This is a genomic window from Streptomyces hilarionis (genome assembly GCF_024539675.1).
GTDB classification, from domain to species: Bacteria; Actinomycetota; Actinomycetes; order Streptomycetales; family Streptomycetaceae; genus Streptomyces; species Streptomyces hilarionis.
In genome coordinates this window covers 42,851-54,868 of the sequence record NZ_JAHHIT010000068.1, presented here as the reverse complement: position 1 = coordinate 54,868, position 12,018 = coordinate 42,851, and the positions used below count along the sequence as shown (strand labels likewise).

General features: G+C 71.2%; 10 protein-coding genes. 5 read left to right on the top strand and 5 right to left on the bottom strand.

What is annotated here, in order from left to right:
* Positions 1-173 precede the first annotated feature (173 nt).
* Positions 174-887, top strand: coding sequence for a helix-turn-helix domain-containing protein (locus tag KMS84_RS18050; protein WP_438818949.1), 714 nt, complete (start codon positions 174-176; stop codon positions 885-887).
* 27 nt (positions 888-914) lie between these two features.
* Here KMS84_RS18050 and KMS84_RS18045 read toward each other — a convergent pair whose 3' ends face one another.
* Positions 915-1,940, bottom strand: coding sequence for an ATP-dependent 6-phosphofructokinase (locus KMS84_RS18045; RefSeq protein WP_256917266.1), 1,026 nt, complete (start codon positions 1,938-1,940; stop codon positions 915-917).
* A 223-nt stretch (positions 1,941-2,163) separates the two neighbouring features.
* On the opposite strand from KMS84_RS18045, the gene pta reads away from it, so the two are divergent.
* The 4 genes from pta to KMS84_RS18025 all read left to right on the top strand — a co-directional run bounded on the left by pta (position 2,164) and on the right by KMS84_RS18025 (position 7,287).
* Complete coding sequence (gene pta, locus KMS84_RS18040; RefSeq protein ID WP_256917265.1) at positions 2,164-4,266, top strand: phosphate acetyltransferase; 2,103 nt, start codon at positions 2,164-2,166, stop codon at positions 4,264-4,266.
* Positions 4,263-5,474 (top strand): acetate kinase, encoded by a 1,212-nt coding sequence (locus KMS84_RS18035; protein ID WP_256917264.1) that lies wholly within the window; start codon positions 4,263-4,265, stop codon positions 5,472-5,474. The genes pta and KMS84_RS18035 overlap by 4 nt, the downstream gene beginning before the upstream one ends.
* 89 nt (positions 5,475-5,563) lie before the next feature.
* On the top strand, positions 5,564-6,994 hold the full coding sequence (gene pyk, locus KMS84_RS18030; RefSeq protein WP_256917263.1) for a pyruvate kinase: 1,431 nt from the start codon (positions 5,564-5,566) through the stop codon (positions 6,992-6,994).
* A 161-nt stretch (positions 6,995-7,155) separates the two neighbouring features.
* Positions 7,156-7,287 carry a hypothetical protein gene (locus tag KMS84_RS18025; protein ID WP_256917262.1) on the top strand — a complete coding sequence of 44 codons (132 nt, stop codon included), beginning with the start codon at positions 7,156-7,158 and terminating at the stop codon, positions 7,285-7,287.
* A 182-nt stretch (positions 7,288-7,469) separates the two neighbouring features.
* Here KMS84_RS18025 and KMS84_RS18020 read toward each other — a convergent pair whose 3' ends face one another.
* From KMS84_RS18020 to KMS84_RS18005, 4 genes are all read right to left on the bottom strand, one after another.
* The gene (locus KMS84_RS18020) at positions 7,470-8,879 is read right to left on the bottom strand and encodes a hypothetical protein (RefSeq protein ID WP_256917261.1); all 1,410 of its coding nucleotides are present in this window, start codon (positions 8,877-8,879) and stop codon (positions 7,470-7,472) included.
* A complete protein-coding gene (locus KMS84_RS18015; RefSeq protein ID WP_256917260.1) occupies positions 8,869-9,504 on the bottom strand; it encodes a DUF6114 domain-containing protein in 636 nt (211 codons plus the stop codon). The genes KMS84_RS18020 and KMS84_RS18015 overlap by 11 nt, the downstream gene beginning before the upstream one ends.
* Before the next feature lie 118 nt (positions 9,505-9,622).
* Positions 9,623-10,255, bottom strand: coding sequence for a DUF6230 family protein (locus KMS84_RS18010; RefSeq protein WP_256917259.1), 633 nt, complete (start codon positions 10,253-10,255; stop codon positions 9,623-9,625).
* Between the two features lie 644 nt (positions 10,256-10,899).
* Positions 10,900-11,874 carry a tetratricopeptide repeat protein gene (locus tag KMS84_RS18005; protein WP_256917258.1) on the bottom strand — a complete coding sequence of 325 codons (975 nt, stop codon included), beginning with the start codon at positions 11,872-11,874 and terminating at the stop codon, positions 10,900-10,902.
* Positions 11,875-12,018 lie beyond the last annotated feature (144 nt).

Here is a 12,018-nt window from a genome sequence, read left to right as displayed (position 1 = left end):
CCCCGGGTCCACGGCCCCCGCCGTCCCGCTCCCCCGAGCGCTGGGGCGGCGTCCCTGACGTCGTCCCATCCGCCCTCCCCGTCGCACCCGTCGCACCCGTGGCTTCCTACGACGGGTGACTCTGTCCGAACACCCCGTAGTCACCGCCCGCGGGGCCCCCTACCTTGTCCCCCGTGTCCAGACCCGCAGCTCACACCCGTCAGCCCGGTCCTCCCTTCGACGCCCCCGCCGCCCGCCGACTCCGCGTCGCCCTGGGCATGACCCCCGCGCACGTCGCCCAGGGGCTGCGCACCTCCTACGCCCTCGCCCACGCCACCCCCGACCTGGTGAACGCCTGGGAACGCGGGGCGCTCACCCCCGCCCACGCCGAACTCACCGCGCTCGCGGGCGTGTTGTGGTGCTCCCCGGCCGAACTCATCGGGCCTCCCCGCACCCTGCGCGAACACCGCGTCGCCCGGGGCCTGGCGCCCGAGGACGTCGCCCGGGCCGTGGGCCACGAGTTCCTGGCGTACACGCGCATGGAGGAGAGCGGGCAGTGGCGCGGCACGGACCGGCAGAGCGCGGTCCTCGCCGAGCTCCTCGGCCTCACGCTGCCGGACCTGGTCACGGTCACCGGCCGGGAGGGCGAGCTCGCCGACCTGCTGCGCGCCGCGGCCGGCACGCGCTGGCAGGCATACGTCAAACAGGTGGCCCGGATCGTGCCGCTGGAGCGGCGGCTCCTGGAGGACGCGCTCCAGGAGCTGCACCGCGACTACCAGGGCCGCATGGTCGCCACGCTGAGCTGGGGCGGCGGCAGCGCCTCCGGGGCCGCGGGCGACACCGGGGAGGACTTCCTCGACGCGATCGTCGAGCACTTCTGGACGAGCCTGCGGAAGCGGACCGCGTAGGCCGCGCGGGCCCGCTCCACCCCCGGTCTAGAAGACCGACTCCGCCTCCACGATGCGGTCCTTGGGGACCGTCTTGAGCTCGGTCACCGCTTCGGCCAGCGGCACCATCACGACGTCCGTGCCGCGCAGCGCCGTCATGCGGCCGAACTCGCCGCGGTGCGCCGCCTCCACGGCGTGCCAGCCGAAGCGGGTGGCGAGGACGCGGTCGTAGGCCGTGGGGACGCCGCCGCGCTGGACGTGGCCGAGGATGACCGGGCGGGCCTCCTTGCCGAGCCGTCGCTCCAGCTCGTAGGCGAGGGCCGTGCCGATGCCCTGGAAGCGCTCGTGGCCGAACTGGTCGATCGCGCCCTTGCTGTAGTCCATGGTGCCCTCGGCCGGGTGCGCGCCCTCGGCGACGCAGATCACCGCGAACTTCTTGCCGCGCGCGAACCGCTCCTCGACCATCTTCACCAGGTCGGCGGGGTCGAAGGGGCGTTCGGGCAGGCAGATGCCGTGCGCGCCCGCCGCCATGCCGCTCTCCAGCGCGATCCAGCCCGCGTGGCGGCCCATGACCTCGACGACCATGACCCGCTGGTGGGACTCCGCGGTCGTCTTCAGGCGGTCCATCGCCTCCGTGGCGACGCCGACGGCCGTGTCGAAGCCGAAGGTGCGGTCGGTGGAGGAGATGTCGTTGTCGATCGTCTTCGGGACGCCGACCACCGGCAGTCCGGCGTCGGACAGCATGCGCGCGGCCGTCAGGGTGCCCTCGCCGCCGATCGGGATGAGGGCGTCGATGTTGAAGTCGTGGATCATGTCGGAGGCGCTCTCGCAGGCCTCGCGCAGCCGGTCGCGCTCCAGTCGGGACGAGCCGAGGATGGTGCCGCCGCGGGCCAGGATGCCGCTCACCGCGTTGAGGTCGAGTCCGCGGTAACGGCCGTCCAGCAGCCCCGCGTAGCCGTCCTCGAAGCCGATCACCTCGTCGCCGTAGTGGTCCACGGCGCGGTGCACGACCGAGCGGATCACTGCGTTCAGGCCGGGGCAGTCGCCGCCTGCGGTGAGAACTCCGATGCGCATCGTGCTGTGTCTCCTGCTCGCTGTCGTTGCCGGTGAGCCGGATTCGATTGTTTCACGCCGCCGGACGGGCCGGTCTCTTGACGGGCGCCTTAACCACGGACGGGGGTATTGTCAAGAGGGATCTGCTCACCTAGGTGGGCGATTTTTGTGCGCCGGAGAGAGTCGGGCCGAGCGCCCGGCCCGAGCGCCGACGAACTGCCCCGGAACGAAACGGAGAGCTCGCGTGACCCGCTGTGTGTACGTGACCGGTATCGACCGCGGCGACGGCCGCCAGGTCGTCGAGCTGGGGGTCATGGAGCTCCTGACCCGGCAGGTCGACCGGGTGGGCGTCTTCCGTCCCCTCGTCCACGACGGGCCCGACCGGCTCTTCGAGCTGCTGCGCGCCCGGTACCGGCTGGCGCAGGATCCGGCCACCGTCTACGGCATGGACTACCACGAGGCGTCCGCCCTCCAGGCCGAGCAGGGGGCGGACGAACTGGTCTCCACCCTCGTCGAGCGGTTCCACCGGGTCGCCCGCGACTACGACGTCGTCCTCGTCCTCGGCACGGACTACGCCGACACGCAGTTCCCGGACGAACTGGCGCTCAACGCGCGCCTCGCCAACGAGTTCGGCGCGTCCGTGATCCCCGTCGTCGGTGGCCGCAAGCAGACCGCGGAGTCGGTGCTCGCCGAGACCCGCAACGCCTACCGGGCCTACGACGGCCTCGGGTGCGACGTCCTCGCCATGGTGACCAACCGGGTGGCCCCGGAGGACCGGGAGGCGATCGCCGCGGGTCTCGGGGCCCGGCTGCCCGTGCCCTGCTACGTCGTGCCGGACGAGCCCGCGCTCTCCGCGCCGACCGTCGCGCAGATCAGCCACGCCCTGGGCGCGCGGGTGCTGCTGGGCGACGACTCCGGACTGGCCCGCGACGCCCTCGACTTCGTCTTCGGCGGGGCGATGCTGCCGAACTTCCTCAACGCCCTGACGCCGGGCTGCCTGGTCGTCACGCCCGGCGACCGGGCCGACCTGGTCGTCGGCACGCTGGCCGCGCACAGCGCCGGCACCCCGCCGATCGCCGGTGTGCTGCTCACGCTGGGCGAGGTCCCGACCGACGAGATCCTCACCCTGGCCGCGCGCCTCGCGCCCGGCACGCCGGTCGTGTCGGTGCCCGGCAACAGCTTCCCCACCGCGGAGCAGCTGTTCTCGCTGGAGGGCAAGCTGAACGCGGCCACCCCGCGCAAGGCCGAGACCGCGCTGGGCCTTTTCGAGCGGTACGTCGACACGAGCGAGCTGCGCAAGCGCGTCTCCGCGCCCAGCACCGACCGCGTCACGCCGATGATGTTCGAGCACACGCTCCTCGAGCAGGCCCGCGCCGACAAGCGCCGGGTGGTGCTCCCCGAGGGGACCGAGGAGCGCGTCCTGCACGCGGCCGAGGTGCTGCTGCGCCGGGGCGTGTGCGACCTCACGCTGCTCGGGCCCGTCGACCAGATCCGCAAGAAGGCCGCCGACCTGGGCATCGACCTGGGCGAGTGCGCGCTGATCGACCCGGCGACGAGCGAGCTGCGCGACGCCTTCGCGCAGAAGTACGCCGCGCTGCGCGCCCACAAGGGCGTCAGCGTCGAGCTGGCCTACGACGTCGTCTCCGACGTCAACTACTTCGGCACGCTCATGGTGCAGGAGGGGCTCGCCGACGGCATGGTCTCCGGGTCCGTGCACTCCACGGCCGCGACCATTCGGCCCGCCTTCGAGATCATCAAGACGAAGCCGGACGCCGGCATCGTGTCGTCGGTGTTCTTCATGTGCCTGGCCGACAAGGTCCTCGTCTACGGCGACTGCGCGGTCAACCCGGACCCGGACGCCGGGCAGCTCGCCGACATCGCCGTGCAGTCGGCCAGGACGGCGGCGCGGTTCGGCGTGGAGCCGCGGATCGCGATGCTGTCGTACTCCACCGGCACGTCCGGCTCGGGCGCGGACGTGGACAAGGTGCGCGAGGCGACGGAACTGGTGCGCGGGCGGCGGCCCGACCTGAAGATCGAGGGGCCCATCCAGTACGACGCCGCCGTCGAGCCGTCCGTGGCGGCGACGAAGCTGCCGGACTCCGACGTCGCCGGGCAGGCCAGCGTGCTGATCTTCCCGGACCTCAACACGGGCAACAACACCTACAAGGCCGTGCAGCGTTCGGCCGGCGCGATCGCGGTCGGGCCGGTGCTCCAGGGGCTGCGCAAGCCCGTCAACGACCTGTCACGGGGCGCTCTCGTCCAGGACATCGTCAACACCGTCGCCATCACGGCGATCCAGGCCCAGAGCCCGTCCCCGACCCCCAGCGAGAAGGCGACCGAACTGTGAGCGCGACCCGTGTCCTCGTCCTCAACTCCGGCTCCTCGTCGCTGAAGTACCAGCTGCTCGACATGCGGGACGGCAGCCGGCTGGCGAGCGGACTCGTCGAGCGGATCGGCGAGCGGTCCTCCCGCCTGAAGCACACGCCGCCGGCCACCGGCGGCCGGATTCGCGAGCAGAGCGAACCGATCGCCGACCACGACGCCGCCCTGAAGGCCGTGGCGGAGGAGCTGGCCAGGGACGGCCTGGGCCTGGACTCCCCCGAGCTGGCCGCCGTCGGCCACCGGGTCGTGCACGGCGGCAAGCACTTCACCCGGCCGACCGTGATCGACGACGCGGTCCTCGCCGAGATCGAGCGGCTGATCCCGGTCGCCCCGCTGCACAACCCGGCCAACCTCACCGGCATCCGCACGGCGACGGCGCTGCGCCCCGACGTGCCCCAGGTCGCCGTCTTCGACACCGCCTTCCACACGACGATGCCGGAGGCGGCGGCGCGCTACGCGATCGACGTCGAGACGGCCGACGCGCACCGGGTGCGGCGCTACGGCTTCCACGGGACGTCGCACGCGTACGTCTCCCGGGCGACGGCGAAGCTGCTGGGCAGGACCCCCGAAGAGGTGAACGTCATCGTGCTGCACCTGGGCAACGGGGCGTCGGCGTCGGCCGTGGAGAAGGGCCGGTGCGTGGACACCTCGATGGGCCTGACGCCACTGGAGGGGCTCGTGATGGGGACGCGTTCGGGGGACGCCGACCCGGCCGTCATCTTCCATTTGGCGCGCGTTGGCGGAATGTCCATCGACGAAATCGATGCTCTTCTCAACAAGAGGAGCGGTCTCGTCGGGCTGTGCGGCGACAACGACATGCGGGAGATCCGACGCCGGATCGACGAGGGCGACGAGCGGGCGCAGCTCGCGTTCGACATCTACATTCACCGGTTGAAGAAGTACATCGGCGCTTATTACGCCGTACTCGGGCGGGTGGACGCGGTCGCGTTCACCGCCGGGGTCGGGGAGAACGCGGCCCCGGTGCGGGCGGCGGCGGTCGCGGGCCTGGAGTCGCTGGGCCTGGCCGTGGACGACGCGCTGAACGCCGTGCGCGCCGACGAGGCGCGGCTGATCTCCCCGGCGGGCTCCCGGGTGGCGGTCGCCGTGGTGCCGACGGACGAGGAACTGGAGATCGCCACACAGACCTACGCACTGGTGAAAAACACAAACTGAGCAGGAATACAACTGAGCACGCTTCCGCCCGTTTGTATCTTCCGCCAGACGGAATATTCCGCGGCGAAACAAACCGATAGGATCGCCCCATGCGCCGTTCGAAAATCGTCTGTACTCTCGGCCCCGCGGTCGACTCCCACGAAATGCTCGTGTCGCTGATCGAGGCCGGCATGAACGTGGCCCGCTTCAACTTCAGCCACGGCTCGCACGCCGAGCACCAGGGTCGCTACGACCGGGTGCGGGCCGCCGCCAAGGAGACCGGCCGGGCCATCGGCGTCCTCGCCGACCTCCAGGGCCCCAAGATCCGCCTCGAGACCTTCGCCGAGGGCCCCGTCGAGCTGGTGCGCGGTGACGAGTTCACCATCACCACCGACGACGTCCCCGGCGACAAGACGATCTGCGGCACGACGTACAAGGGCCTGCCGGGCGACGTCTCGCGCGGCGACCAGGTCCTCATCAACGACGGCAACGTCGAGCTGAAGGTCCTGGACGTCGAGGGCCCGCGGGTGCGGACGATCGTCATCGAGGGCGGGGTCATCTCCGACCACAAGGGCATCAACCTGCCCGGCACGGCCGTCAACGTGCCCGCGCTCAGCGAGAAGGACATCGAGGACCTGCGGTTCGCGCTGCGCATGGGCGCCGACCTGGTCGCGCTGTCCTTCGTCCGGGACGCCAAGGACGTCGCCGACGTCCACCGGGTCATGGACGAGGAGGGCCGCCGGGTCCCCGTCATCGCCAAGGTGGAGAAGCCGCAGGCGGTGGAGAACATGGAGGACGTCGTCATGGCGTTCGACGGTGTGATGGTCGCGCGCGGCGACCTGGCCGTCGAGTACCCGCTGGAGCGGGTCCCCATGGTGCAGAAGCGCCTCATCGAGCTGTGCCGGCGCAACGCCAAGCCGGTGATCGTGGCGACCCAGATGATGGAGTCGATGATCACCAACTCCCGTCCGACCCGCGCCGAGGCCTCCGACGTGGCCAACGCGATCCTGGACGGCGCGGACGCGGTCATGCTGTCCGCCGAGTCGAGCGTGGGCGCGTACCCGATCGAGACCGTGAAGACGATGTCCAAGATCGTCACCGCGGCCGAGCAGGAGCTGCTCAGCAAGGGCCTCCAGCCGCTCGTGCCGGGCAAGAAGCCGCGCACGCAGGGCGGTTCGATCGCCCGCGCCGCGTGCGAGATCTCCGACTTCCTCGGCGGCCGCGGCCTGGTGGCGTTCACCCAGTCCGGCGACACCGCCCGTCGGCTCTCGCGCTACCGCGCGTCCCAGCCGATCATCGCCTTCACCACCGACGAGGGCACCCGCAACCAGCTGGCGCTCAGCTGGGGCGTCGAGTCGCACATCGTGCCGTTCGTGAACACCACCGACGAGATGGTCGACATGGTGGACCAGGAGATCGCCAAGATCAACCGGTTCAACCCGGGCGAGATCGTCATCATCACCGCCGGCTCGCCCCCCGGCATCCCCGGCACCACCAACATGCTCCGCGTCCACCACCTCGGCGGCGGCGCCCGCGACTGAGCGGGCGGCCCCGTGACGGGGCCCGTGCGGCACTGAGGGCGCTCCCCTGCGAAGGGGGGCGCCCTCGGCTTCCTCCGCCGCCGGCTCACGCGGCCGGCGGCGCTCCCGCTCCGACCGCCCCGCGCAGCCACGCGTGGTCGCGCAGCTCCGGATGAGCGGCCGTGATCAGGCGGAACGCCTCGGCCCTGGCCGTCGCGGCGAGCCGCCGCAGCTCGTCCCAGGTCGGTTCGGCCCTCGCAGCGGGCCGCTCCGTCGTGAGGCTGACGGTCTCCCCCTGGCGGCCGAAGGAGTAGACGTGCCGGGCTGTCGAGCCGCCAGTCCGGGGGCCAGGAGACGTCGTCCGCGCGGGGCTCGAACGAGAAAGTGATCATCGTGCTCCCCGCTCGTGCGGGCGCACGACCGTGCCCCCGTCGGGGGTGACCCGGCGGGGGCACGGTCTTCTTGCGGCTCCCGGAGTGGCGTGTGACGCCGGCGCTCAGCCGGCGGTCGTGTACTGGTGCAGGCCGGGAACGGTGAGCGTGCCGCCGAACTGGCCGGCCTGCTGGACCTTGGCGTTGGTGAAGTAGATCAGCGGGATGTTCAGCGGCGGCGGGCTCTTGGGGCTGAACGTCACCGGGATCAGGCCGAACAGGTTGCCGGAGATGCTCTCCGTGTACATCACCGTGTCGCCGTCCTTGATCGTGGACGTCGTGCCCTTGCCGGCCTGCACGTGGTACGTGCGGTTCGCCTGCTTGTCGTCCACCGTCTGGTGCAGGTCGCCGATGTCGGTCCCGCCGGAGATGACGTACTTCAGCACCTCCTTGACGGTGCCGTTGGCGGTCTTCACCTTGACGATGCCCTGGTAGTCCGCGCCCTTGAGGAGCAGCGAACTGGCGTTCAGGAACCAGGGGTCGTCGGGCAGCCGGACCTTGTTGTCGATGCCGCCCTCGTCGTCGGTGGCCGCGGGGCAGTCGTCGGCGTTCGCGCCGGCGCTCGACGAGGGGCTCGGCGTGGCCGTGGCGTCGGCGGCGGTGTCCTTGGCGTCCTTGGCCGCTTCCTTCACCTTGTCGGCGGTCTTCCGAGCCGCTTCCTCGGCGGTGTCCTTCGCCGCGCCCGCGCCCGCGTCGCCGGTCTCCTTGGACGTGCCCGTGGAGCCCTTGTCCGTGGACTTGGACGTGTCCGAGGCGCCCGAGGAGCCGGATCCGGCGGCCGGGGCCGAGGCCTCGGCGGAGGGAGAGGCCGACGGGGACGGGCTCGCGGTGGCCGTGTCGTCGGCCTTCTTGCCGTCGAACAGGTCCGTGAGGGCGTCGCCGACGGTCTCCAGGAGGTTCTTGCTCGTCTCCGTGGCCGACGGGGTCGTCGCGGGGGTGTCGCCGGACGTCGCCGACTGCGCGGGCGAGGAGGACGCGGACGGCGCGGGCTCGGCCGCGTCGCCGGAACCCGAACCGGACGAGGACGAACCGCTCTTGCCGTCCGTGGAGTCCGCGGAACCCGACGTGTCCTTCGAGCCGCCCGAGTCGCTCCCGGCGCCGTCGGAGGACCCCTTGGAGTCGTCCTGGGAGGCGCTCCCGGAGTCGTCGGCGGACTTGCTCGCGCTCGGCGAGGCGGACGGCGAGGGCGAGGCCGACGCGGAGGCGTCCGCGCCCTCCAGGGCCGCCACGCAGTCCTTGTACTCGTCGATCGTGAGGTTCTTGGACGACGGCTGGTCGTCGGCGTTCGCGAGGGTGGGCGTGAAACCCATGCCCATGAGGACCGCGGTCGGCATGGCCGCCAGGGCTATCGCCTTGCCGGCCGGCATGTGGAACCTGGTGAACAGCGGCTTCTTGGGTGCCGCGTGGCGCGGTCCGGTGGTTCGCACGCAGGCAGCGTCCACATCGCTCCCGGTGGAAACCTCGTCAGCCGGCACTGTGCCTCCCGTTCGCCCCGTTGGCCGGGCTCGTTCCTGACAGATCGTGCAGGTCGTGCGGCTCGCCCGGTCCCTCGCCCTTGCCGAAGGACGGCCTCTCGTCGACGGCGGGACCGGTGCTGTACGGGTTCGCGCCGAGGTCGTCCGACGCAGCGGAGCCCTCGGGGTACAGGCCCTCGGGGGCGCCTCCGGCGTTCGCGCCGGTCTCCGGCGTCCGGGCCGGGGCGGGCGGCGCCCCCGGGGCCCAGGAGACCGCCATCGCGCCGCCGACGAGGGCGAACAGGAAGCCGATGAGGAAGCCGCCGAGGTTGGACACCGGGATGGACACCAGGCCCAGCAGGATCGCCGCGACGCCCGCGAAGACCTGCACGTGCTTCTGGAACCACAGACTGATGCCCAGGACGCCGAGCAGCACGCCGATGATCAGGGAACCCGCGCCCGCGGTGGTCGCCATCGCCAGTGTCAGGTGGCCCACTTGGAGGTGGGCGTAGGGGAAGTAGGCGATGGGGAAGCCGGCGAGAAGGACGAACAGGCCCGCCCAGAACGGCCTGGTGCCCCGCCAGGCGCGGAACTGCTGCCTCCGGCGGGTGAACTGGCCGGGTGCGGCAGGGGTCTCGGCGCTCATGGAAAACAGCTCCCTGGTGCGGCGTTTCTGTGGTGGTGAGTCGTGCCGTGGGTGAAGACCCGGGCTTCAGACTGGACGGGCGGGGGCGCCACCGGCTCCCCCGCCCGTCAGAGAGTGCTTAGTAGCACTCCTTGACACCCGTCGACAGCGACATCTTCAGGCCGCTGAGCTTGAAGGTTCCGGCGGTGGTGGCCCACGCCGTCTGCTTCACGTCGGTCAGCGTGGCCGACTCGGCCTGCTGAGCGAAGCCGTACGGGTTCGCCGTGTCACCGCTCTTGAGGCCCGGACCCTTGCTGGCGTCCTTGGCCGCAACGCCGATGTCGATGTTCCTGAAGGTCGCGTTCGCCTCGAGGTCCTCGACGTCGATGTAGAGGTTCTCGGCCTCGACCGGCGTACCGCCGCCGCCCGCCTTCAGCGTGAGGCTGACGGACCCGAGCAGCGGGATGTTCGGGGTGACCACGGACTGGCACATGTTCGTGATCGAGGCGCTCTTGAACGCCGAGACGGCGACGGGGTGAGCCGTCTTCTTGCCGTCGAGGGTGTAACCCGAGTCGATCGCGCCGTACTGCGAGAAGCCCGTGCCTTCGAGCTTGTCCGCGCTCACCTTGAACGACTGACCCGACACGCTGAAGGACGCGGCCAGCGCGCCCTGCGCGAGGGCCACGCCTATGCATGCCGTCGCTGCGACGCTGGGCACCATGACCACAGCGAAGCGCTTCCATCTGGTCCCGCCACGCACCTGGGACTCCATATTTCCTCCTTCTCGGACGTACATCTCCTGGCCCTGACTCGCCTCCGAGTCGGCGGCTCAGCCGGGCAGGGATGGGAGAAGTGCTACGTCCTCGGGAAGGGGAGCGCCTGTCCCGGAGGCGCGAACCGCGCACCGATCACCGGCGATCACCCCCGAGCGACAACCACTGGTCGCGCCTGACACGCATCACGCACAACCTTGCTGGACAGGCTTCGCCGCAGCGAAGACCCCCCTGTCCAAGGGCCGACGCCACTGCCGTCGACCCTGCTCGGTGGGGACCCAGGAAAACCCGTTGACCCAACCGGCTGTCGGGGTACGGGATTGGACCGAGCGTGGCCGATCGTGGTGCATTCTCGCCGCCCGCACAAGGGGGTTCGTTACTGGCTAGTAACGGCGGGATAACCGAACAACGACCCACAGGTCTCGACCGGCGACGCAGGGTGTCCTTCATGCCCAGGACAAAACTATTGATCGATGGACGGAATCCGACACATCGACGGCCGCGTCTTACTCCCAGTAACAGCGGCCGCGATTACCAAGATTTGGTAAAGCGCGGCCGCGGGGGAACCGGATCAGCAGAATTTTCACTCCGACGGCACGGGCTCTGACGTTTAGCGACTGGTCAGAACCCGGGCGCGCGACGGTCAGAACAGCGCGCGGGCCAGCGCACGCCGGGCCGCCGCGACCCGGGGGTCCTCGGGGCCGACCACCTCGAACAGCTCGAGCAGCCGCAGCCGCACGGCGTCCCGGTCGTCACCGGCGGTGCGCGCCACGGTGTCGATGAGCCGGCCGAACGCGTCCTCGACGTGACCGCCCACCAGGTCCAGGTCGGCCGCCGCGATCTGCGCCTCGGCGTCCTTCGGCTTCTCGGCGGCGTCCTTGCGCACCCGCTGCGGGTCCATGCCGCCCACCCGGTGGAGCAACTCGGCCTGCGCGAGCCCGAGTTTGGCCTCACTGTTGGCCGGGTCGTCGGCGAGCACGTTCTTGTAGGCCTGGACGGCGCCGCCGAAGTCACCGGCGTCCAGGGCCTGCACGGCGGCTTCGAGCAGGGCGTCGTGAGGGCCGACGGGCTCGGCCGCGACCGGCTGGGCGGCGCCCGGCCCGGCGTCCGCGTCGACGGTCAGGCCGGTGAGGCCGAACCGCTGCTCGGCGACCTCCACCAACTGGTCGAGGGTCTGGCGAATCTGGGCCTCGCCGGCCGCTCCCTGGAAGAGGGGCAGCGCCTGCCCGGCGACGACCGCGAACACCGCCGGGATGCCCTGCACCCCGAACTGCTGCATCAGCATCTGGTTGGCGTCGACGTCGATCTTGGCGAGCAGGAAGCGGCCGTTGTACTCGACGGCCAGCCGCTCCAGGACGGGGCTCAGCTGCTTGCAGGGCTGGCACCACTCCGCCCAGAAGTCGATGACGACGGGCACCTCGGCGGACCGTTGCAGGACGTCCCGCTCGAACCCCGCCTCGTCGACGTCGATGACGAGATCGGCCGGGGACACGGCCCCCGCGCCGCCCTGCCGGGCCGCTTCGGCGCGCGTCTGCTCCGCCTTGGCCTTGGCCTCCTGGGCCGCCTTCACCGCGGCGAGGTCGACGACTCCGCTCATGGACATGTTCCGTGGCTGCATGCGTCTATCCTCCCCCGTCCGCGCGCCTGCGTGAAAAGCGATCCGAAACTTCCCGAACATCCCGGACACGAGCGCCCGGGTCCCCACCCCGCGCCCTGCCGGGCCCGGCCCGTGTACGTCCGTCACGAGCTTTCGATACGACTC